The organism is Faecousia sp. (genome assembly GCF_048519415.1).
GTDB lineage: Bacteria > Bacillota > Clostridia > Oscillospirales > Oscillospiraceae > JAZOXB01.
The window spans coordinates 1-22,456 of record NZ_DBFZUT010000067.1; the positions used below are offsets into that span (position 1 = coordinate 1).

14 protein-coding genes are annotated in these 22,456 nt (G+C 62.4%); 5 read left to right on the forward strand and 9 right to left on the reverse strand.

All coding sequences use genetic code 11. The features are described from left to right. Positions 1–239, forward strand: a 239-nt coding sequence (locus ACMKFF_RS07080) for a hypothetical protein (RefSeq protein ID WP_419496498.1), incomplete at its 5' end; no start/stop codon positions are given. A 113-nt stretch (positions 240–352) separates the two neighbouring features. Here ACMKFF_RS07080 and ACMKFF_RS07085 read toward each other — a convergent pair. The 5 genes from ACMKFF_RS07085 to ACMKFF_RS07105 all read right to left on the reverse strand — a co-directional run bounded on the left by ACMKFF_RS07085 (position 353) and on the right by ACMKFF_RS07105 (position 3,534). Then, positions 353–1,090, reverse strand: coding sequence for a YebC/PmpR family DNA-binding transcriptional regulator (locus tag ACMKFF_RS07085; protein WP_419496499.1), 738 nt, complete (start codon positions 1,088–1,090; stop codon positions 353–355). A 70-nt stretch (positions 1,091–1,160) separates the two neighbouring features. Beyond that, positions 1,161–1,952: a Nif3-like dinuclear metal center hexameric protein gene (locus ACMKFF_RS07090; RefSeq protein WP_419496500.1), complete on the reverse strand. Its 792-nt coding sequence runs from the start codon at positions 1,950–1,952 to the stop codon at positions 1,161–1,163. Further along, the gene (locus ACMKFF_RS07095; protein ID WP_419496501.1) at positions 1,936–2,643 is read right to left on the reverse strand and encodes a tRNA (adenine(22)-N(1))-methyltransferase; all 708 of its coding nucleotides are present in this window, start codon (positions 2,641–2,643) and stop codon (positions 1,936–1,938) included. The genes ACMKFF_RS07090 and ACMKFF_RS07095 overlap by 17 nt, the downstream gene beginning before the upstream one ends. Continuing rightward, positions 2,631–3,236 carry a sugar O-acetyltransferase gene (locus tag ACMKFF_RS07100; RefSeq protein ID WP_419496502.1) on the reverse strand — a complete coding sequence of 202 codons (606 nt, stop codon included), beginning with the start codon at positions 3,234–3,236 and terminating at the stop codon, positions 2,631–2,633. The genes ACMKFF_RS07095 and ACMKFF_RS07100 overlap by 13 nt, the downstream gene beginning before the upstream one ends. A 79-nt stretch (positions 3,237–3,315) precedes the next feature. Continuing rightward, positions 3,316–3,534 carry a DUF1858 domain-containing protein gene (locus ACMKFF_RS07105; protein WP_418467966.1) on the reverse strand — a complete coding sequence of 73 codons (219 nt, stop codon included), beginning with the start codon at positions 3,532–3,534 and terminating at the stop codon, positions 3,316–3,318. 120 nt (positions 3,535–3,654) lie between these two features. Between ACMKFF_RS07105 and ACMKFF_RS07110 the strand changes: the two genes are divergently transcribed. The 4 genes from ACMKFF_RS07110 to ACMKFF_RS07125 all read left to right on the forward strand — a co-directional run bounded on the left by ACMKFF_RS07110 (position 3,655) and on the right by ACMKFF_RS07125 (position 9,995). Beyond that, the gene (locus tag ACMKFF_RS07110; protein WP_419496503.1) at positions 3,655–5,229 is read left to right on the forward strand and encodes an N-acyl-D-amino-acid deacylase family protein; all 1,575 of its coding nucleotides are present in this window, start codon (positions 3,655–3,657) and stop codon (positions 5,227–5,229) included. Between the two features lie 237 nt (positions 5,230–5,466). Next, positions 5,467–7,719, forward strand: a complete 2,253-nt coding sequence (locus ACMKFF_RS07115; protein WP_419496504.1) for an S-layer homology domain-containing protein — start codon at positions 5,467–5,469, stop codon at positions 7,717–7,719. A gap of 25 nt (positions 7,720–7,744) precedes the next feature. Further along, a complete protein-coding gene (locus ACMKFF_RS07120) occupies positions 7,745–9,250 on the forward strand; it encodes an S-layer homology domain-containing protein (RefSeq protein WP_417324169.1) in 1,506 nt (501 codons plus the stop codon). Positions 9,251–9,260: 10 nt separating this feature from the next. Then, a complete protein-coding gene (locus ACMKFF_RS07125) occupies positions 9,261–9,995 on the forward strand; it encodes a DUF4430 domain-containing protein (RefSeq protein WP_419496505.1) in 735 nt (244 codons plus the stop codon). A gap of 550 nt (positions 9,996–10,545) precedes the next feature. Here the strand turns inward: ACMKFF_RS07125 and ACMKFF_RS07130 are convergent. The 4 genes from ACMKFF_RS07130 to ACMKFF_RS07145 all read right to left on the reverse strand — a co-directional run bounded on the left by ACMKFF_RS07130 (position 10,546) and on the right by ACMKFF_RS07145 (position 22,296). Next, positions 10,546–13,878 (reverse strand): S-layer homology domain-containing protein, encoded by a 3,333-nt coding sequence (locus tag ACMKFF_RS07130; RefSeq protein WP_419496506.1) that lies wholly within the window; start codon positions 13,876–13,878, stop codon positions 10,546–10,548. A gap of 20 nt (positions 13,879–13,898) precedes the next feature. Next, positions 13,899–19,457, reverse strand: coding sequence for a S8 family serine peptidase (locus ACMKFF_RS07135; RefSeq protein ID WP_419496507.1), 5,559 nt, complete (start codon positions 19,455–19,457; stop codon positions 13,899–13,901). A gap of 20 nt (positions 19,458–19,477) precedes the next feature. Next, a complete protein-coding gene (locus ACMKFF_RS07140) occupies positions 19,478–20,491 on the reverse strand; it encodes an S-layer homology domain-containing protein (RefSeq protein WP_419496508.1) in 1,014 nt (337 codons plus the stop codon). Between the two features lie 359 nt (positions 20,492–20,850). Continuing rightward, positions 20,851–22,296 carry a hypothetical protein gene (locus tag ACMKFF_RS07145; RefSeq protein ID WP_419496509.1) on the reverse strand — a complete coding sequence of 482 codons (1,446 nt, stop codon included), beginning with the start codon at positions 22,294–22,296 and terminating at the stop codon, positions 20,851–20,853. Between the last annotated feature and the right edge of the window lie 160 nt (positions 22,297–22,456).

Here is a 22,456-nt window from a genome sequence, read left to right on the forward strand (position 1 = left end):
TTGAGGTTTGGAAATTGCAGGAATACTTTGTGTACCCACAAGGGGCATGCCGCATCCGTAAGGCGGCAAAGCCGCCAACGGCTGCGCAATATTTCAAGATTTTCAAACCGATAAGTTGGGGCGAAAGACCCGCTGAGCGCCGCAGCCGATTTATTCAGAGGTTCCCTAGCTTGTACGAACTGCAGGTGCAGAGCCGGGAGCGGCATGCCGCTCCCCTACATTGGCCGGTACCGTTTTAACGGCGGCCAGTACGGGCTGCAAGTACGCCGCCGGGCGGGGCATGCCCCGCCCCTACCATAAAGAAGCCGCGCGGCAGGTCGGTCCTGCCGCGCGGCTTTTGCTGATTCCGGGATCAGTCGCGGTCCCAGTTATGCCAGACATTCTGGACGTCGTCGTCGTCCTCGAAGATGTCGAGCATTTTTTCCATATTCGTGATGTCGTCGGGGTTGTCGAGCTTCTTATACTCACCCGGGACCATCTCGATCTGCGCGGAAACGAAGGTATAGCCCTTCTTGGCCAGCGCGTCCGCAACGGCGTTGAAGTCGTCCGGATCGGTGTAGATCGTGAAGCAGTCGCCCTCGGCCTCGAAGTCATCCGCACCGCAGTCCATGGCGTCCATCATAACGTTGTCTTCTTCATAGTCGCCGTCCTCGTTGTCGATGACGAGCACGCCCTTCTTGCTGAAGTTCCAGGACACGCAGCCCGCAGCGCCCATCTTGCCGCCGTACTTGTCGAAGTGGTGGCGGACGTTGCCTGCCGTGCGGTTGCGGCTGTCGGTCATGGTCTCAACGATCACGGCGATGCCGCTCGGGCCGTAGCCTTCGTAGGTGATGGATTCGTAGGAATCGCCGGAGCCGGCATTCGCGGCCTTCTCGAGCACGCGCTTGATGTTGTCGTTCGGCATATTCGCAGCCTTGGCCTTCGTGATGACGGTGGCGAGACGGGAGTTATAGCTGGGGTCGGTCGAGCCGCCGCCTTCCTTCACCGCAACATACATTTCCTTTGCGATCTTCGTGAAGGCTGCCGCGCGCTTGGCGTCCTGCGCGCCCTTCGTCTTCTGAATGTTATGCCACTTGGAATGTCCAGACATAATATTTCTTCCCTTCGTAGAGTGGTATCTGTAAATAACTAGATTATTTTAGCATTCCACAGGCCAAAAATCAAGCATATTTCATGCAGTCGGTGTGGGTTTCGGAAATTTTTACGGAAATATCCGGGAAGGCCTTCGCCAGCGCATCGGCCAGCACGCGCGTCACGGGATTTTCGGTGTAGAAATGCCCGGCGTCGATGAGGTTCAGGCCGAGGTCGTGCGCGTCCCAGAACTGGTTATAGCGCACGTCCGCCGTGACGAACGTGTCACATCCCGCCGCCACCGCCTCCAGCATCTCGTCGGCGCAGCTCCCGCCGCCCACGGCAACGCGGCGGACGGGCTTGCCGCCGTCCACATAGCGCAGGCCGGGGCAGCCGAGGGCCCGCTTGACCGTCTGCAGGAATTCCCCCAGCGGCTGCTCGTCGGTCTCGCCGCCGCGCAGCAGGCCCCACGGGCGGCCCTGTGCATCCGTGCCGCTCGGGTTGAGCACCGTGACGCTGCGCAGGCCCAGCACGGCGGCCAGCTCGTCGTTCACGCCGCCGGGCGCGCAGTCGAGGTTCGTGTGCGCGTTGACGGCGCTGATACCCGCCGAGCACAGCCGTTCGATGACCCGGCCGACGCCCGTCTCGTCCGTGACGTTCGCCACGGGGCGGAAAATGAGCGGGTGATGTGTGACGATGACGTCCGCGCCCCATTCGACCGCCTCGTCGCAGACGTCCTCGAACGGGTCAAGGGCGACAAGGACCTGCTCGACCTGCTTTTTGCGGCTGCCGCAGAGCAGGCCGACGTTGTCCCAGTCCATTTTCATGCTGCAAGGCGCAAGGGCCTCGAGCACATCCAGAATATCAGCAACCGTTGTCATAAAGCTCCCTCATTTTGCGCAGCTCCCGCAGCGCAGTTTCGTAGTATTGCAGACGTTCCGGCTCGCTGCCGCGCCGCAGGCCCTCGACGGTGCGCTCCAGCGACGGGATGAGCCGGTCAAAATAATCCGGCAGCAGCGGATCGCCGGAGCAGAGCAGGGCCGCGGAGACATACTCCTGCCCCGGCGTGACCGGCGCGGCATTGCCGAAGCGCGCAGCCATGGCCTGATAGAGAAAGCCGCCGTCGCGCACAAGGCGCTCCTGCTCGATGGCAAAGCCCATCCGGGCCAGCTTGCGGCGCAGGTCGTTGCCGGAGGACTGCGGCTGTAAGATCAAGGTATAGCGCGGGTCGCGCACCCAGCGGCAGCGGCCGAGGATCTGTGCGATGAGATCGCCGCCCATCCCGGCGCAGACGATGGTATCGACCTCGTCCGGGTCGATGGCATCGAGGCCGTCGGCGCGGGAAAAGCGCATGCGGTCCGCCACGCCGAAGCGCAGGGCATTTTCCATGGCGCGGCGGAGCGGCTGCTCGCGCAGCTCCGAGGCGTGGACAAACTCAGCCCGGCCGTTCAGCAGCAGCGAAATGCCGAGATAGCCGTGGTCCGCGCCGATGTCCGCAGCGCGCGCGCCCTGCGGCACAAGCCCGGCACAGCAGTCCAGCCGCGCGGAGACCGGCAGCCTCACCGGCCGCATTCCGCGCGCCAGCGCGCGGCCTCCTGCTGCCAGTGGGCGCGGTCGGCGTCCGTCAGCGGGCGCAGCACGCGGCAGGGATTCCCGGCCGCAATGACGTTGGACGGGATGTCATGCGTCACAACGGAGCCGGAGCCGATGACGACATTGTCGCCGATGGTCACGCCGCCGTTCACGGTCACGCAGCCGCCCATCCAGACGTTGCTGCCGACGGTGATGGGCTTGCCGTACTCCAGCCCGGCATTGCGGATGTCCGCATCGAGCGGATGTCCCGCGCTGAACAGGCTCACGCGCGGCCCGAGCATGACGTTGTCGCCGAAGCGGACGTCGCACTGGTCGAGCACGATGAGCTCATAATTCGCATAGAAGTTTTCGCCCAGATAGATATGGCTGCCGTAGTCGCAGCGGAAGGGCGGCTCGATCCTGAACGTGCGTCCCGTCCCACCCAGCAGGCCGCGCAGCAGGGCGGCGCGGGCCTCCGGCTCCGGCTCGCTGTTGAACTGCCGGAGCACCCCGGCGGTGCGGCGGTACTCGGCCGCCAGCTCCTCGTCCACGAGGTAGAGCTGCCCGGCAAGCATCCGTTCCTTCTGTGTCATAACAATTCTCCGTTCATCAGGGAGTCTCCCTTAAAAAATGACCTGCTGCAGTCATCGAGCTGCAGCAGGCTGGTTTGGATCACTGATTGGCTTCCACTGCCTCGATGAAGTGGTTTACCTGTGCGAGGAAGGCATCGGGATCCACGCCGTGGACCATGCAGGCCTCCTCAACGGACTCGCCGCGGCTGGCCGGGCAGCCCAGGCAATGCATGCCGATAGCCTGGAACAGGGGGGCGGTCTCCGGCGCGAGGTCGAGCACGTCGCCGATGATGGTATCTTTTTCAATTTTGACTGCCATGGGTGTTACCTCCGAAGATGGATTTTCTTTATTATATCCAACGTCTCGACAAAAATCAACCGTTCGCGTTGATTTTCCGGGAAAGTATGCTATGATGAATGTATTAAGGAGGAGATATTCATGCTGGATTGGGTCATTCGCGGGGGCACGGTCATCGACGGGAGCGGCGGCGCGCCGTTCCGGGCGGATATCGGCATCCGCGGCGGGAAGATCGCGGCTGTCGGGTCCTGCGGCGAGGCCGCGCAGACGCTGGACGCGGCCGGGCGGTACGTCACGCCGGGCTTTCTGGACATCCACCGCCACGGCGATGCCGCCGTCTTTCGCCCCGGCTTCGGCCGTGCGGAGCTGCGGCAGGGGCTGACCGCCATCGTCAACGGCAACTGCGGTCTGTCGCTTGCGCCGTTCGGCGCGGCGCACCGGGCAGAGCTGCGGCGCTATCTCGGGGCGATCACGGGCGACATCGACCCGGCCATCCCCACGGAGTCCATGGCGGCCTATCTGGACGCACTGCGCGCCCGGCCGCTGCCGCTGCACGTCGGCATGCTCGTCGGCGGCGGGACGGTGCGCGCGGACTGCTGCGGCTATGCGCCGGGCGATGCGGATGAGGCCCTGCCGGAGCTGCACCGCCGTCTGGAGCATGCGCTGGCGGACGGAGCCCTCGGCGTCTCGCTCGGCCTCGGCTATGCGCCGGAGTGCTTCTACACGCCGGACGGCCTGCTCCGGGCGCTGGCCCCGCTGCAGGGCAGCGGCATTCCCATCTGCGTGCACATGCGCGAGGAGGGCGATATGGTCTGCAGCGCCCTGCGCGAGATGCTCCGCGCGGCGCGCCTGCTCCGCACGCCCGTGCACATCAGCCATCTCAAGGCCATGGGCCCGCGCAACTGGAACCGCCGCATCCCGGAGGCGCTGACACTGCTGCAGCAAGCGCGGGACGAGGGGCTGGACGTCTCGTGCGACGTCTATCCCTACTGCGCAGGCTCGACGCAGCTTCTGCACCTGCTGCCGCAGGACTTTCTGGCAGGCGGGACGGACGCCGTTGCTGCCCGGCTGCGCGACCCGGCTCAGCGGGACATCCTGCGCGAGCGCATCGCCCACGGCCGCGATTTTGACAACATCGCGCAGATGGTCGGCTGGGACAATATCCGCCTGACGACGCTGCACCGACCGGAATTTCAGCCCCTCACGGGCAAGACGCTTGCCGAGGCGGCCCGGCTTCTCGGGCTGGAGCCGGTCGACTGCCTGTGCCATGTGCTGGCAGAGGAGGCCTGCAACGTGACGATGATCGACTTCATCACCTGCGACGAGGACATCGGCCGCATCCTGCGCGCGCCGTTTGCCAGCGTCATCTCCGACTCGCTCTATCCCACGGAGGGCCTGCCCCACCCGCGCGTCTACGGGACATTCACGCGCATTCTCGAGACGTTCGTCCGCGAGCGCCATGTCCTGACGCTGCCGGAGGCCGTGCAGCGCATGACCGCCCTTCCGGCGCAGGCTCTACGCCTGCAGGGCAAGGGACGCATCGCCGCCGGGATGGACGCTGATGTCAATGTTTTCGACCTCGCCGCCGTGCACGAGCGCGCCACCTGGGAGCAGCCCGCGCAGGAGAGCGAGGGCATGGACGCCGTGTTCGTCGGCGGCGCACCTGCCATCCTGCACGGAGCCTTTACGGGCGCGGCAAACGGGCAGGTGCTGTGAGGAAAATTTGCAGGGCAACACCGCGCAATTGCATCTTCGGCCTTCGTCGGTTATTTTTTGCCGATCCATCGGTTCGAAAAGTTTGAAATACACAAAGTATTCCTGCACTTTTCAAACCTTGCCTCGACAAAAAATCTCTCGCCGAATGCTCTCGCTGAATTGTGCAGTGCTGCCATAGACAATCGCCGGGCTCTATGGTAGAATAAGAGGTAACTCACCGGAAAGGAAGCGATACATATGAACTGGAAACGATTTTTCGCGCTTCTGCTGGTGCTGGCACTGCTGCCGGCCCTGTTCGGAAACGCCTTTGCAGCCGGTCCGAAGGCCCGCACGCTGACGGACGCGGACTACGCGCCGATCGACGCCCTGTGGGCCGAGCTGGACGCCGTGGAGCAGGACGCGCAGACGCAGTCCGCACAGGACGGCCCGGACCGGACGCTCGCGGCGGCGCAGGCCGTGGCGGAGGCAGTGACGGCCTCCGACCTCTATGTGGACGGCACGCTGCAGTGGCGCGGCGCGCAGTTCAGCTTTGAAACGACGACGGGCGTGACGTGCGCCTACAGCCCGCGCCTGCGCGAGCTGGCCCGCAGAGCCGCCGGGAGCAGCGTTGAGACAGAGGCAGTCGAGCCACAGACATCCACGACGACGAGCGCGGACATCACGCTCATCGAGCCGTATTACGGTCTGGACCGCAGCTTCACGATGCAGTATCAGAACGAGGTAAAGAAGCTGGCCGCCGCCACGGGCGGCAGCTCGCAGGTCCTGAAGACGACGCGCGCCACGATCGACGCCGTTGCTGCCGCCGTCGAGTCGAGCGGTCTTGTCATCTTCGACAGCCACGGCTCCACAGACTATGAGAACCCGTGGAACGAGGAGGACCTTGTCTCCGGCGCGACAACGTCCTACCTCCTGCTGCAGACCGGCACCGGCCTGACGACGGAGGACTATGCCAAGGACGGCAATACCTACCACGCGCAGTACATGGGCTCCTACGGTACGATAAAATACTACGCCGTGGACGGCACCTGCATTGCGAACCACATGACAAAGTCCGCCCCGGACAGCCTGATCTGGAGCGCCATCTGCCTCGGCATGGCGACGGACGGTCTGTGCGCCCCGCTGCGCGCCGAGGGCGTGAGCGTGTTCTACGGCTATTCCCAGGCCGTCACGTTCGACTATGACTACAAGTGGGAAGAGGTCTTCTTTGACCGTCTGCGCGCGGGCGACACCGTCGCACAGGCCGTTGCGCAGATGAAGACTGAGGTCGGGCAGTGGGATTACTGCTCGGAGTACCTGACCATTGAAAGCGCACGCCGGAACTACTGCGCCTTCCCCATCGTCTCCTCCGCACTGGATACCTACCCCGGTAAGGGCAAGGTTGATGCCCTGCAGGAGGTCCATTCCGACTGGCAGCTCTTCGGCAAGGCGCAGTTCACCGTCACGGCCGTCTCTGCCAACACGGCCCTCGGCACAATCGTTCCGCTGAATGACCTGACGTTCGAGGCAAAGCCCGCGGAGAACGCCGCCGTCTCCGGCTGGTCGCTTCAGCCCGAGGGCGCAGCCGCCGTCGCGCAGGACGGCAATGTCTTCACCGTCAGCGACGTGCGCGAGGACTGCACGCTCGTGGTGGAGTTCCGCCAGCGCGTCCCCGCGACCGTCGTATTCTCCACGCCGGAGGGGGCTTCCCAGCCGATGCAGCGCGGCTATGTCGGTGAGGAGATGGCGCTCACCGCCCCGGAGGGCAAGCCGCTGGCCAATGCGCACGACTATGTCTTCGCAGGCTGGACGGACGCTCCCGTGGCCGACGCCGTGCAGGTGAGCACGGTCTACACGGACACCTACACTCCCATCCGCGCCATGGTCACGCTCTATGCGCTCTATTCGTGGCCGGACGGCGAGACGACCCGCTATACAACGCAGCCGCAGAATAAGGTCTGTCCGTCCGAGGCCTTCTCCGACCTCGACGTCACGCAGTGGTATCATGAGCCGGTCGACTATATGCTGGAAACGGGCATGATGAACGGCATGAGCGCCACGACATTCGAGCCGAACGGCACGCTGACGCGCGCACAGCTCGTGACCGTCCTCTACCGCCACGCCGGTTCCCCGGACGTGACTGGCCTGCCGAATCCGTTTGCGGACGTCGCGCCGCAGTCGTGGTATGCGAAGGCTGTCATCTGGGCAGCCGCCAACGGCGTCGTCAAGGGCACGTCCGCCGCGACGTTCGCCCCGGAGGACGCCATCACCCGCGAGCAGATCGCGGCCATTCTCTACCGCTACAACGGCGAGGCCGTTACGGGAGACCTGCTCTCCTCCTTCCCGGATGCAGATGCGGTCTCCGGCTATGCCGTTGAGGCCATGCAGTGGGCCGTCAGCCGCGGCCTGATCTCGGGCGACCCCGCCTCGGACGGCACGCTGTGGCTCCGTCCGCGCGACGGCGCGACCCGCGCCCAGATTGCCAAGATCCTGTGGGTCTGGCTCGGCGCGTAAATTCTGGATCTTTGAGGAAAAAGCCATGATGAAAAAACTGATCTCCGGGCTGGTTCTTCTGGCCATGCTGGCCTGCCTGGTGCTCCCCGCTGCGGCGGCGGAGCCCACGGCCCTTCCCATGACGGTCGCCGAGGCCGTGGACGGCGTCTCCGCCTACTGCACCGCGGCGATGCAGGCCGCCGGGACCTACAGCGATTGGTCCATCCTGCAGCTGGCCCGCAGCGGCAATCTGACGGACGCCATGCGGCAGGACTATCTCGCTTCTCTGGCGGAAAAGCTCCGTGCCTGCGGCGGCGTGCTGGACAAATCCTATTACACGCAGTATTCCCGCACGATCCTCGCCCTGACGGCCTGCGGCGAGAACGCCCGCGACTTTGCGGGCTATGACCTGACGGCCCCGCTTGCAAACTACGACCAGACCGTCTGGCAGGGCGTGAACGGCGCGGCCTTTGCCCTCATCGCCATGGACTCCGTGTCCTACGGCTTCGCAGCCTCCGGCACGAGCTCCCGCGCGCGCCTCGTGGCCTACCTGCTGGCGCAGGAGCTGCCGGGCGGCGGCTGGGACTATTCCGGTAAGACGGCCGACCCCGACCAGACCGCCATGGTGCTGCAGGCCCTCGCGCCCTACCGCACGCAGGCAAACGTCTCTGCGGCCATCGACCGCGCCCTGAACGTGCTCAGCGGCATGCAGAAGGACGACGGCAGCTTTGACGCGTGGGGCGCCTCGTCCTCGGAATCGATCTCGCAGGTCCTAGTGGCGCTGTGTGCCCTCGGCATCGACCCGGCGAAGGACAGCCGCTTTGTCCGTGCGAACGGCGCGTGGCTCGTCAGCGCGCTGATGAGCTTCCGCGTGCAGACGGAAACCGGCCTTGCCTTCGGCCACACGAACCGCACGGCAAACTACATGGCCACAGAGCAGGCGGGCTACGCCCTCGCGGCCTATGAGCGCTTCCTCGCGGGCCAGCCCGCCCTGTACACCATGACGGACACGACCTACGGCACACACACCTGCGTCCGCTACCGCGACACGGCCCGCCACTGGGCGCAGCCCTATGTCTGCGCGGTGACGGAGCAGGGCCTCATGAATGGCGTCGGCAACGACTGCTTCGATCCCGAGGGAACGCTGAACCGTGCCATGCTCGCCACGATCCTCTGGCGCGCTTCCGGCAGCCCCGCAGCAGACGGCGGCAGTTTTTCCGACGTCCCGGCCGGGCAGTGGTACTCCACGGCCGTTTCGTGGGCGCAGCAGAGCGGCATTGTGCAGGGCGTGGGCGAAAACCGCTTCGCGCCGATGGACAGCATCACGCGCGAGCAGCTCGCCGTTATGCTCTGGCGCGCCTCCGGCAGCCCCGGGAGCACGCAGAGCCTTGCGGCCTTCCCGGATGCCGGGACGTGCTCCGACTGGGCGAGCACGGCGCTGGCGTGGGCCGTGGAGCGCGGCATTCTGAACGGCATGGACGGCAGACTGGCCCCCGGCGGCACGGCGACGCGAGCGCAGGCAGCGGCCATGCTGACGCGCTACCTGCAGTGAGGGTCCTGCCATGAAGCTGTTTCATTCCTGGAAGCGCTGGCAGCTCATCGCGCTGGTGTGCGTCGTTCTGACAGCCGTTCTGACGCTCGTCTTTGTACTGCAGGGCGGCGGCGGGGACACGCAGCCCACCAGCGGCACGGAGGGGCTGCAGCTGGCCACGGAAACGCTGGAGAACGTCACGGAGCCGCCCGAGACAGCCGCTCCCACAGAGAGGCCCACAGCCGCCCCGACGGAAGCCACAGAGGCTCCGACCGAAGCGTCTACGGAGGCCACAAAGGCCACAGAAGCCCCGACCGCCGCGACGCAGCCTGCCACGGAGGCCCCGACGGAGCCGCCCGCGACAGAGCCTGCCGCTCCCTCGTGCACGGTCTCCATCTCCTGCACGACGGTCCTGGACAACTGGGACAAGCTCTCGGAGGCCAAGCGTTCCATCGTCCCGTCGAACGGTATCATCCTCGGTACCGTGACGGTCGAGCTGCAGGAGGGCGACACAGTGTTTTCCGTCCTGCAGCGCGTGGTGAGCGACTACAATATCCAGATGGAGTATTCCGTCTCGCCCCTGTACCAGACCACCTACATTGAGGGGCTCGGCAACCTCTACGAGAAGGACTGCGGCGCGCGCTCCGGCTGGATGTTTGCCGTGAACGGCGTTTTCCCGAACTACGGTGCATCGGACTGCACCGTGCAGGACGGTGATTCCATCCGCTGGCTGTATACCTGCGACCTCGGCAGCGACCTTTCCTGAATATCGTCTCCCATGCGGCGCATCCCATACCGGATGCGCCGCTTTTTGTGTGCTGAGGCATGGTAGGGGAGCGGCGTCCTCGACGTCCCGTGAGGCACCTGCCGATCGGTACAGGGAACATGAAAAAAGCAAACGCTCCCGATTTGTCATTGCGAGGAGCGAAGCGACGTGGCAATCTCGGGAAGGCACTTACAGTTCGTACAGGCCGTCATTAAAACAGCGTGCAACAATTGTGTCTGCAGCGGCGCTCCCTGAGCGCCATGGAGACTGACAAAATACACCGGCGTTGATCCCGCGGCAATCTCGGGCAGGCAGCTGCGATTTCGCCGACGGTTCTCCCGTTATCCGTCCGTGTACTGCGAGATTGCCACGGCCCCTTCGGGGCCTCGCAATGACAATTCGGAGGCGTTAACCATTTTTACGGCAGCTTGTACGGGCTGCAAGTGCGTCGCCGGGCGAGGCATGCCTCGCCCCTACAAGGCGATATCCCGGTCACGAAAAACTGCCCGGCGCGAAAGCGCCGGGCAGCCATTTTCTTATGTGCGGGACATCAGCGGGTCCTAGCGATCTCGATGGTGTTCGTCTTTTCCTTCAGGACAAGGACATCGCCGGTGTCCGTGCTGATGTGGGCCAGATCAGCCTGCGTCAGCTTGTAGTCGTCCGTTCCGGCGGCGACCACCGTGCCCCACATCATGAGGTTACCGGTGATCACAACGTCATGGTCGAGCGCGCCGCCGATGGTCACATAGCCGTCAGAGGTCTTGCTGAGGTTGCCGTCTTCATCGCTCTTGGAGTTGAGCAGGTAGATATCGCCGTTCAGCTCCGCGGTCTGGCCTGCAGGCGTGGGATTCAGAACGATGCTCGCCGTGGCGTCGCCGTTGACAGCCGCGAGATAGCCGATGTCGTTCTTCATCGTGATATTGCGGAACCTGCCGCCGTTGATCTCGATGGTCACGAACTTCATGGCATGCAGCAGGCCATAGGTACCGGTGACATTTTCAACAAGGCAGTCGTTCACAACGCAGCGCGCGGGCACATAGGTGCTCAGAGACATGCAGTTTCCATAGACGATCAGGCCGTTGTAGCCGGTCAGGTCATGGAACCAGCCGCCGTTGATGGTCAGCAGGGTCTCCGTCTTGCTTGCGCCGAGATTGAACACTCCGCCGCCTGCGCCGAAGATCATGTTGGCGATCTCAAAGCCGTCGTTCACAGTGACCTGTGCGCCGGAGCCGATACTGAAGGAGGCATTGACACCGCTCTTCAGATACTTGCTGTTGCCGTCCACGCGGAAGTTCTCGATGGTGACGTTCGCTTCCTTGATGTCAAACATATAGCCGGAGGTGTTCGTAGCATCACGGCGGACCATGCAGCGCTTGGCATTCTCGCCGAATTCGTTGAAGTTCAGCGAGCAGTCTTCCGTGATCTGAATGCGGTAGACCAGCGAAATGACAAAGTTCGCATCATCGGGGATGGTTTCCATGGCATCGACACGGGCCTTCAGGATCTCCTTGGCCTTCTCGAACGTCTTGACCGGCGTCTTAACGGTCAGGCCGTCGTTCGTGTCATTGCCGTTGCCGCTGAGGTAGACGACGATGTCGTTCGTCTTGACCTCGGCAAAGACCGCCGTGTTGTTCTCATTGACCTCGAGGTAATAAGCGCCGTCGATGTCGTTGACAACATGTACCTTCTCCATGTCGCTCGGCTGCAGGGCATAAGCGCCCTCGCCCGTTCCGCCGGAGATGGTGGCTGCGCCGACGAATTCCTTGGCCAGCAGGATGGGGAGCTTGCCCTTCAGCTTGGTCAGGCCCTCCGGCACGCGAATCGCGACGTCCTTGTAGGACCCATAGGCGTTGTTGATGTAAATCGGGTCCTGGAAATCGGTATCCTCCGTCGGAATGAGGGTAACGTTGTGGGTTGAAAGGGTCAGCGCGTTGATCGTCTCGCCGTTCTTGTCCGTGTTGCCGGCAAACTTCACGCCGCCGATCACGACGGTAGAGCCGTCATTCGTGGCAGAGATGCAGGCGAGGTTCGCGCCCGTCGTCGTCATGGAATTGTTCACAAACGCGCCGCCGAGCAGGTTCACTTCCACAGGATGGCTGCCCATAATGTTGATGACGCTCGCAACGGAGCCGCCCACGTTATCGGACAGCTCGCCGCCATTCATCGTGAAGACGGTCTTATTGTCCTTCTTGTTGGACTTGAGGTAGATCGCGCCGCCGGTGTACTTGGACGTGTTGCTCGAGATCTTGCCGCTGTTCAGGACCAGGGTAGAGTTTTCCACATAGAATGCACCGCCCTGTGCGCCGAAGCAATTCGTGACAACGGCGTTGTTCATCGTCATCGTCGCATAGTTCACCAGATAGATGGTGTTGCTCGCGGGAGCGGAAGCGGGCAGTCCGGAGAAGACCTCGGCATTGCCGTCGATCGTGATGTTCGAGAGCGTCAGGCTGCCGCCGTCCACGGCGATCATGTTGCCCGTGCAGGACGGAGCGCGCTTGACGATGCAGTCGCGGCCCTTGAGGTCCCACGTCTGCTCATCGAGCACGGTCACGGTATGCGTGACCCAGATGACACCGTCTGTGACCTTCGGAGAGATGAGAGCCGCAGCCGCAGCAAACGTGCGAACCGGGGTCTCCTCCGACAGGCCGTCGTTGGAGTCGCTGCCCTTGACACCGTCCAGATAGACCGTCGCGCCGACATAGGTGTCGTTGAGCCAATAGGCAAAGAGCGTCATGTTGTTCGTGACCGGAGTCGCGAAATCCCATTCCGCGCCGCTGGCGGTGTGCCAGCCGAGGAAGGTATCGTCAGTCTTGACGGGATCGGCGGGCTTTTCGACCGTGCTGCCGTGCTGGACCTTGACCTGCACCGGTGTCGTGCCGTTGACGGCATTGAACGTGACGGTATGCTGGATCAGGCCGTCAGACAGCGTGACGGTGACGTCCTCGGTCAGTCCGGCCAGGATGTAGTTGCTGCCGTGGCTTGCCAGACGGCCGCTCGTTGCGGAGACGTCATAGACCTCATAGCCCTCGTCAGCGCGGGCGATAAACTCGACAAAGTTCACATTCTCCGGGAGCGTCAGCTCCGTGACGGCCTTGCCTTCGACATAGGCCGCGCTGTGCTCGGAGACGAAGGTGACGTGGATCGGCTCCTTCGGCTCGGTGGGCTCGGGTTCGGTGGGCTCGGGCTCCGTGGGTTCCGGCTCCGTCGGTTCGGTCTCCGTCGGCTCCGTGGGCTCGGTCTTATCCTCCGCAGCCTTCAGGAAGCGGCACAGGAGCGTAGCGGCCTCAGCGCGGGTCAGAGGGTTCTGCGGCAGGAAGCTGCCGTCCGGATAACCGGTCAGGACACCTGCCGTCTGCATGGTCTCCACAGCCTCTTCCGCCCAGGCGGCGATGTCGGCTGCATCGGTGAAGGTCTTAACCTCCTCGATCTCGGGGAGGGTCTTGTCCAGCAGCTTCAGCAGCCGCAGAAAGATGGTGGCAGTCTCCTGCCGGGTGGCCGCGCGGTCCGGGGCAAACGTGCCGTCGCCGTCGCCGGTCACAACGCCGTTCTCGGCGGCCCATGCGACAGCGCCCGTGTACCAGGTGCCCGCTGCCACATCGGAGAAGCCGGTAGAGGCATTGTCGTCCGTTTCCGCACCGGCGGCGCGCGCCAGAACGGTCACAAGCATGGCACGGGTCAGTGTGCCCTCGGGATCAAACGCCGTGTCGCTCACGCCCTTGAAGTAACCGGCGGCAACGGCTTCCGTGATGGCGTCATACGCCCAGTGGTCCTTCGAGACGTCCGTGAACCCGCCGCCCTCTGCCGCGAAGGCAGAGGGGAGCGCGGAACACAGGAGGCACACGACCAGCAGGACGGACAGCACCCGTTTCATCAGTTGATTCATGGTTTCCTCCTATTCTGAGCTTAATGCTCCAGCGTGGGGAGGCTCCCGGCGGGGAGCGCCACGGCGTCCTGACTGCTCAGCTCGGTCTGGGCCAGCGTGCAGGTCTCGCTGAAGTTGAAATCGCCGGTGCGGTCGAGATCCATCGCGCCGCTCTTGGAAGCGAACAGGCCGACAACGGGCCATGCAGCCTCGTCGAACGTGCCGCGGAGGACGGCCTCCTCGGTCTCCTCGTTGATCGCGATGATGCTGGAGGAGTCCTCGCCGTTGAAGCGTGCCCAGTAGATCCAGCCGGTCTCCATATCATAGTACAGGGACTGATACATATGCTGGCCCGTAATAGCAAGGGACTTGTCCGTTGCGATGGTGTGCAGGAGGCTCAGCGTGTAGCCGTCACCGCTCGGAGCGATGCCGATGAGGTGGATCGTGCCGGAGGCAGACAGCATATAGAAGTAGTTGTAGGTGCTGTCGTGGCCCGCATAGGCAATGCCCGCAATGGCAGTGAACGCACCCTGCAGATTCCATAGGCCGCGGTAGCCGTTCTCGGTGGTCGGATCGACGAGCATCAGGTAGTAACCATAGGTGCCGAGCGTGAGGTCAAGGTTCGGGCTGTAGGCCATATCGGACATAAACAGGTCGCCGGTGTAGCACAGCTCCTTGGCTGCGTAGCCGTTTTCGGCATCAAGGCTGTAAAGGTTGCCGTCGCCGGAGGCCAGCAGCGTATCGCCCGTCTGGACGACGGAGTAGTAATCCTGCTCCAGTGCACCGGTGAGGTACTTGTAGTTTGCAGAGTCGACATCGATGTCGGCAACAAAGCTCTGGCCGTCTGCATTGTGAACGATGCCGGTCAGCGTCGTGTTGTTCTGCATGACCGTGATGGTGCACTCGGCTTTGACGGTGCCGTCGAGCTTAGAGGCGGCGGTGATGACTGCCGTGCCCTCGCTGACTGCAGTGACAACGCCGTTTGCATCGACGGTGGCGATCTTCTCATCGGAGGAGGACCAGACGATGGAGCGGTCGGTCAGGTTCCACGGGGTCACGAAGGCCTCGAGGGCGGTCTTGTTGCCGCTGTAGAGCGTGGCGCTCGTCGTGGTGAGCTGGACCTTCTCAGGCTTGTCGGTCTTGCCGGTGGAGCCGCCCTGGCCGCGAACGATATACAGGCCGGTCATTTCGCCGGGCAGATCGGAGAGTGCCGTGCCGGCACCGGTCGTGAGGTCAAGCTTCACGAGCTTGTAGGTCGGACGTGCCCAGCTGGAGGCTCGCACGAACTGTGCCCAGTAGAGCTCGCCGGTAGAGTGGTCAAAGGCCATGGACTGCAGATAGTTTGCCTTGAAGCCGATCTTGCCGACGTTCGTCAGCTCGCCGATCTTGCCGTCCTCAGTCAGACGGAAGCTGTAGAGGTAGGTGTTGCGCGTGGAGGCGTTGATGACATAGAACGTACCGTCGTCGCTGATGGCCAGCACCTGCGGCACTTCGCCGTCGCGGGACGAGGGCATCATGTCGCTCGTGATCGAGCCGACCTCAGTCAGCTCGCCAGTGAACATGTCGACGGTGACGAGCTTGCCGTACTGCGGCTCGCCGTTCTCGTCATTGAGGACCGCCATGGCGTACAGCTTGCCGTCGGCCTTGTTATAAGCCATGTCGATCAGAATGGCGTTCAGGTAACACACGGGCGTCGGCTCGAACTTGCCGTGCTGCATAACGTACAGATAGCCATCCGTCGTGCAGGCTACGGTGTAGCCGTTGACATACTCCGCAGAAGCGAACTGGACATCGGTCTCTGCTGCAGTCTCCGGGGTCTTGGCTGTATCCGGCTCAAAGCGCGCCCAGGTGTTGTTCGTCGCGTTGAAGGCGAAGAAGCCATTGAGCTCCACTGCGGGCTCTTCGTCGCCGTCGTCGCCGCCGAGGCCAAGCTCGAGCTCATAGGCTCTTGCGTTGCCCGCATAGTCCACGACCGCAACAACGACCTTGTCCTGCTTCATGGAAGCAGCGTTGACCGAAAGGCTCAGTGCCTCGTTTGCCGTCTGCTGGTTCGGAGAGAGCGTTCCGATAAGCTTGCCGTCCGTCGTGAGGAACTGGATGGCAGAGATGTACTGGTTATCCTGCGCCGCGATGTTGATGAGCTTGCGGCCCGCAGGATCGCTGGAGAAGAACATCTGGGTGACGGCCGGTGCCTCGTTATCGACGGTAACGAGCGTCTCCCACGCTGCACCCTTGCCGAGGCCGGTATAATTGCCGTTCTCGTCGGCGGTGTAGTACTCCGGTACGGCAGTCAGGACGAGCTCGAGCTTCGTGTTGTTCGGGAGCGCATTGCCCTCGTTGTCCGTAAACCTCCAGCTGATGCCCTTCGTCGTAACGGTGTTGGACCAGTAGCCGCCGTTCGTATAGTAGAAGGCGCCGGACTGCTTGCCGTAGTCCTTGCTGAAATAAACCTCGCCGGTCTCTGCATTGCGGATGACGTAGCTGACGTCCTGCGCATTGCGGATCAGGTTGTAGTTTATGGTCATGAGCGTATCGCCCGCGCGGACAGCCGTGCGGTCAGCAAGGAACGCATCATCGTTGGCGTAGAGGTTCACACCGAGGTTGAAGGTGTTGCCGCTGCCCGCCTTCTTCACATTGTAGTAGTTCTCCCGCGCGATATTCAGGTACTTGTGCGGCATCTCGTTGAAGCGATCCTCGGCATAGACGCTGGTATCGAACATGGAGGAATCCGTCCAGTTGCCCCAGAAAGCCAGGAACGGGATGGACTGGCTGACGCCAAGCTTGCCCTCGGCATCGGTCTCGGCATTCAGGTAGACATAACCCTCGAGGTAGTTGCCATTGGAGAAGTTCTCCTCCATATACTGCTTGCCTTCCTCGTTCAGGCTCAGGGTTGCCTTGACCTGCACACTGCCGTTGGCCGGGACGGTCACGACGTCGTTGCTCTGCAGGCTCTCAAGCGTCTTGCCCTCATAGGAGCCGCCCTCGAGAATGTCGTTAAGGATCTGCGCATCGACCTCGTCGGCAGTGCCGTCGCCGTTCAGGTCGGCCAGAGAAGCGTCTGCAAGCAGCTCCAGTCCGGCGGCATGGTTCAGGATCGCCATGACGTCGCCGTCGTCGAGCTTGCCGTCTCCGTTGAGGTCGTAGCCCGCCGCATCGGTCGTGAAGACCGCATTTGCGCCGACTGCAACATCGTTCATGGCGATGAACTTCGTGCCGGACTCTTCATCCGTGACTGTTTCCGGCGCAAGCACACTGGCGCTGAGCCTGTAGGAGACGGACTTGTCCGTCAGGTTGTTGACATGGAACGAGAAGCTGTAGGTACCGGTGCGGGCGGGATCGTCGCCGAACTCCACCTTGACCTTGCCGTCGTCATTGCCGTCAATGGTCACATAGGCGGGGCTGTTCACGGCGTTCTCCACGTTGCCAAGGCCGGAGCCCTGTCTTCTCGGGGAGTACTCCACGTCGGAATCCGGGTCCATGATGGGAACGGCCGTGCCCATCATCAGGCTCTGCGCCAGAGCGCGGACCGTCAGGCCGGCCTTTTCCGCAAGGCCGTTCTCACGGATGTACTGCGCGACAACGGCTGCCTGACCGGCAGCAGACGGAGACGCCATGGACGTGCCGCTCATCAGGCCGTAGGTGCCGTCCGTGCGCGTGGAATAGATGTTGCCGCCGGGGGCGGTGATCTCGGGCTTCAGAGACAGATCGCCGGGTACGCCCCAGGAGCTGAAGGAGCTCATGGTGATAACGCCGCCGGTGGCGTTCATGTCGGTATAGACGCCGCTGCCGTGGACGGTCAGCTTGCCGCCCCAGACGCCGTTTTCGTCCTGCGTGGCCGAGGCGAGGATCGCCTTCATCTGGTCAAGGCGGATTGTGATGAACGGGAGCTTCTTCGTGCAGGCCGCATAGATGGCATCGAAGCCGTCAACATTGTTATAGACGATAATGGCGGCAGCCTTCGCGGCATCCGCATTGATCTGCTTATCGGTGAAGGCAACGCCGTTGCCGCGGGAGACAAGGACGATCTTACCGGCCGTGTTCGCAAAGTCGGACTTCTCGCCGCCGTACTTTGCGGTGTCGTCCGGGTCGGTCGGATCGCCGATGAACACGAAGTCATATTCCGTGCCGCTCTTGTCCTCGGACTTGTCGAGCGTCGTAAAGGCTGCGCTCTTGCAGGTCGCGCCGCCGGTGAACGTCTTGCCTGCGCCGTCGGCGTAGGTGTAGTTCGCGCCGTTGACCGTAAAATACTCCGCGGTGTTGGCGATGTTGTCGGCACTGGCGACGGCCAGAGAATTCTCATAGGCGCCGGGGGAGCCGACGCGGCCGGTGTTGGAATCCTCGGCAAACAGCAGGCCGTTGACGGAGTCCTCTGCCCAGTTTCCGGAGTTACCGGCAGACATGCAAACGACGGTATCCGTCTCGTCCAGAGAATCCATGACATTGTCGAAGTACGCCTCGCCGGGGGTCGTGAAGCCGACCGCCGCGGAGCCAAGGGACAGGTTGACGCTGTCGCAGTCCAGAACGATGGCATCCTCGATGGCGGCGATGTAGTCATCGGCATAGGCGCCGCCGTTCTTGCCGAACACCTTCATAACGACGACCTGCGCATCGGGCGCAACGCCGACGACGCCGTTGTCAGCGTAGGTGTAGGTGCCGTCCGCATTTTCCACATAGCGGTTGGCCGTGGCGATACCGGCAACGTGCGTGCCGTGGTCGCCCTGCTGATCGTTGTCATGCGTGATGTCGAGAGTGGCGTCAATATAGTTGAAGCCGAAGGCGATCTTGCTGCTGACATACAGAGCATTGCCGGTCAGGCCCTCATAGCGCTCTGCGGCATGCAGCTGCGGCAGGACCTCGTTGATCTTCGCGGCGGTCAGCAGATCATAATCCGCGATCTGCTTGCCGTTCTTCGTTGAGGTAACCAGCAGGCTGTAATCGAACGCAGCGCTGTTGAACGACGGATGGTCTGAATCCAGGCCGGTATCGACAATGGCGATGCGGCTGCCCGCACCGGTATAGCCCTCGAGCCAGGCGTTGTAGCTGCCGATCATATTGCCGGAGGAAATGGTGTTGAGATCGGCCTGCTCGCGCGGATCGATGCTGTACTGCGGAACGAGCATGACGCTCTTAACGCCCTTCAGCGCTTCGACCTCGTCCATCTTGCCATAGGGCAGGTCAACGGACATGGCGTTGGCGGCCAGCGTCAGGTTCCAGTGGACGTTCAGCGTCTCGCCGGACAGCACGTTCGCAGAGATCTCTGCGGCCAGCGCCGCCTGCTTGGCTTCGAGCGCCTTGGAGGCTGCCATGGCGGCAGCATTGCCGGCGATGCCGCGGGTAGCGTAGCCCTGCTGCAGGACGGGCTTGTCCTCCAGCACGACGAACACACGCACGACATCGGTGTCGGCATAGGGAGCCTCTTCCGTTTCGGTCTCGTCCGCAGCGGCATTGTCTTCCGTTGCAAGCTTCAGGCCGTCGGTGGAGATCTCATGATAATTCGCGGTCTGATCCTCCGCCATGGCGGAGACGCCGGACAGCCGGCCGGTGACCATGCACACGACCAGCAGCAGCGAAAGGACCCGTTTCAGATTCCAGTGCTTCATTCTTCTATCCTGCGCTCCTTTCATGCGAGATTCTCAAGGTAGACCATGATGATCTTCGCAAACTGGGCGCGCGTTGCCTGGCCCTGCGGCTCCAGCATGCTGTCGCCGACGCCGTTGACGACGCCGTTAGCAGCAGCCCAGCGCATGGCGGGAAGCGCCCAGCTCGAGACCTTTGCGGAATCCTTGTATGCATTGAGTGCGGTGACATCCGTCTTCCAGGTGTTGCCCTCGCTCTTCCAGCAGCGGAACAGCATGGTGACCATCTCCTCGCGGGTCACATTCTGCTCCGGCTTAAACGTGCCGTCTTCATAGCCCTTGACGAGGCCCTGCTTGCTGGCCCACTGCACATAGGGCGCATACCAGCTGCCGGCCTTGACATCGGAGAAGCTCGTTCCGGTATAGTCGGACGTCTTCACACCGGCCATGCGGCCGAGGACCGTGACGACCATGCCGCGCGTCAGAGTGGCATCCGGGGAGAACGTCGTCTTGCCCGTGCCCTTCATCAGGTCATTGCCGAGGACATAGTCCACAGCATTGTGATACCACTGCGTCTGATCGACATCCTTGTAGCTCTTGGACGGGCAGTTCTTACCGTTGCAGGCCACATAGATCCTGATCGGGAAGTCAGCGATCTTCGTCGTCTCATAGTTCTTGTCCGTCACCTTGGCGCCGGACACCTTGAAGGTATAGCTCTTCGTCGCTGCGTTTGTGAACGTCAGCGTCAGCACGGCCTGATCGGCCTCGGCTGCGCCGCCGACCCAATTGCAGACGACCTTTCCCTTATACTTTGTGTTTGCCACTGCAAGCGGCAGACCCTTTTCGGTCTTGCTGAGCGTCAGCGAGCTGTCGTAGCTGAGCGTGAAGGCTCCGCTGCGCACGGCGCTGCCGCCGCGAAGACTGAGTGTGACTGTGACCGTGCCGTCCGCGGCATTGGCCGTGCCATAGAGCGCCGGAGCGTCCGCAGCGGACACCGGCAGGACCAGGCAAACCAGCAGCAGGCAGGCCAGCAGCAGCGCAGTCAGTTTTTTGCGCATTGCATATCCCATCCTTTCCTTTTTGCTCGTTAGCGCTTTGCTCCGCTAACGCGTAATGAACTGCGACTCTAATTATGCCACAGGCTGTATGGAAATGCAAGGAAAAATTTGCCTGACTTTCTGTTTTTCTGTCGTGGAATATCCATATTAAATGTCCTTATTTGCCAGCTAATCACAATTCGTTCCCTTCTGGTGTGCTGATCGCTCTATTTTCTTTCACAAATATTCTTTCATCTCCGCGTATATTCGTCTTACATTTCGTCTCTCATTTCAGCCGTATGCAGACAGCTGTCCGCAACACAGAGACTTAAAAACTCCTGCGCATGCAGTGCACACGCAGGAGCTTCGGATATTTGGGATCAGGGAATATCGCGGATGACTTCCTCGGGCGGAAGATCGAGCTGCTCCGGCTCGCGCAGGAGCTTTTCAAAGTACTTCATGACGGTCGCGTAATAGAAGCCGTCCACGATACGCTCATCCGTATTCATGACGAAGTCGACATAGCGGCGCGTGACGGGCTTGCCCTGCAGATCGAGCTCGACCTTGCGGTACTTGCGGCCAAAGGCGACGAAGACGGGAAGGTTGCCGAAGTTATAGAGGTGGTGGACGATGGGCGGAATGCCAAGCGAGCCCATGGACGTGAAGATGACCGTGCCATGGAAGGGGCTGAGGTCCGTCAGGAACGCCGGCAGCATGCCGAAGTAGTCCAGCGTCTTCAGGAACCAGACAACAAACTTCAGCAGGAGACGCGGCATACTGGCCAGCAGAGCCGCGACATGGTCGAACGTGCTGTCGAGCGGGGTGTTTTTGACCTCGTCGATGAGGGCGTTCAGCTTCTCATAGACCTCCTTCGTCGTGTCCGTCGGCTTGAGGTGGAGCTTGATGGTCGTCTCCTCGCCGTCCGTGCGCATGTCCTTCTTGATGGTCATGGTGAACTGGACGTCGTCATCGCGCTGGTAGACGCGCTGGCCGGAGAAGAAGCGGTTCACGCCGGGGTACTTTGCGATGCAGCGGACATAGGCCGCAAGCAGCACATGCGTCAGGCCGAAGGACTCCATGCCTTCCGCGCGCTTCTGGCGGATGTAGCGCTCGACCTTCGAAATTTCGAACGTTGTCTGGATGGAGTTGCAGGCATCGTTGCGTGTGGGCATGATGTAGCCCGCGACAATGTTCATCGGGCTGAGCGTACGGATAAGACGGCCGTCCTTGCGGTCGCCCCACGTCGGGTGGTAAGCGCCGTCCGTGAACGGCCGCATCGCGAGCACGGCGACGACGGCGCTGCCGGCCATGGCGATGTTGGAGATCTTGACAAGGCGGTACCAGACGGCAATCGTGCAGCCGGCCACTGCCAGATCATAGATGAGGATGGCCAGCGGGACCAGCAGCGTGAACAGCAGCGGATAGGACACCGGGATCTTGCCGGTGATGGTCAGGCGATAGATCAGGTAGAGCAGCAGGTACAGGACCCAGCACATCACGACATAGCGCATATAGCCGAACAGGGCGTAGCCGCCGTGCAGGTGCAGGTCGAGCGCCGCCTGTCCGAAGTAGACGCAGGCCCAGAAAATGGGCTTCGACGTGCGATAGAACCGCGTCTCCCCTTCCAGCACGAGCTGGAGCGCAAAGCCGAGGCTCACCGCCATCGGCAGGACCTTCTGGAACCAGATGTTCACGGTGCTGATCACGGCTCCCTCGCCGAGGCAGAGCGCGAGGATCTGCAGAACGATGGAAGCCAGCGACAGGGCCGCGGCGATCCAGGTCAGCGGATTTTTCCGGCTGACATAAAAACGGGTCTGTTGTTTCATGGTTTCCCTCTCTTTCTAGGGAACCTCTGAATAAATCGGCTGCGGCGCTCAGCGGGTCTTTCGCCCCAACTTATCGGTTTGAAAATCTTGAAATATTGCGCAGCCGTTGGCGGCTTTGCCGCCTTACGGATGCGGCATGCCCCTTGCGGGTACACAAAGT

Bases quoted from the DNA above. Each gene is read 5' to 3' on its own strand.
- ACMKFF_RS07110 (WP_419496503.1), top strand. From the start codon at position 3,655: ATGCTGGATTGGGTCATTCGCGGGGGCACGGTCATCGACGGGAGCGGC.
- ACMKFF_RS07085 (WP_419496499.1), bottom strand. From the start codon at position 1,090: ATGTCTGGACATTCCAAGTGGCATAACATTCAGAAGACGAAGGGCGCG.
- ACMKFF_RS07120 (WP_417324169.1), top strand. From the start codon at position 7,745: ATGATGAAAAAACTGATCTCCGGGCTGGTTCTTCTGGCCATGCTGGCC.
- ACMKFF_RS07105 (WP_418467966.1), bottom strand. From the start codon at position 3,534: ATGGCAGTCAAAATTGAAAAAGATACCATCATCGGCGACGTGCTCGAC.
- ACMKFF_RS07115 (WP_419496504.1), top strand. From the start codon at position 5,467: ATGAACTGGAAACGATTTTTCGCGCTTCTGCTGGTGCTGGCACTGCTG.
- ACMKFF_RS07100 (WP_419496502.1), bottom strand. From the start codon at position 3,236: ATGACACAGAAGGAACGGATGCTTGCCGGGCAGCTCTACCTCGTGGAC.
- ACMKFF_RS07140 (WP_419496508.1), bottom strand. From the start codon at position 20,491: ATGCGCAAAAAACTGACTGCGCTGCTGCTGGCCTGCCTGCTGCTGGTT.
- ACMKFF_RS07145 (WP_419496509.1), bottom strand. From the start codon at position 22,296: ATGAAACAACAGACCCGTTTTTATGTCAGCCGGAAAAATCCGCTGACC.
- ACMKFF_RS07135 (WP_419496507.1), bottom strand. From the start codon at position 19,457: ATGAAGCACTGGAATCTGAAACGGGTCCTTTCGCTGCTGCTGGTCGTG.
- ACMKFF_RS07130 (WP_419496506.1), bottom strand. From the start codon at position 13,878: ATGAATCAACTGATGAAACGGGTGCTGTCCGTCCTGCTGGTCGTGTGC.
- ACMKFF_RS07125 (WP_419496505.1), top strand. From the start codon at position 9,261: ATGAAGCTGTTTCATTCCTGGAAGCGCTGGCAGCTCATCGCGCTGGTG.
- ACMKFF_RS07095 (WP_419496501.1), bottom strand. From the start codon at position 2,643: ATGCGGCCGGTGAGGCTGCCGGTCTCCGCGCGGCTGGACTGCTGTGCC.
- ACMKFF_RS07090 (WP_419496500.1), bottom strand. From the start codon at position 1,952: ATGACAACGGTTGCTGATATTCTGGATGTGCTCGAGGCCCTTGCGCCT.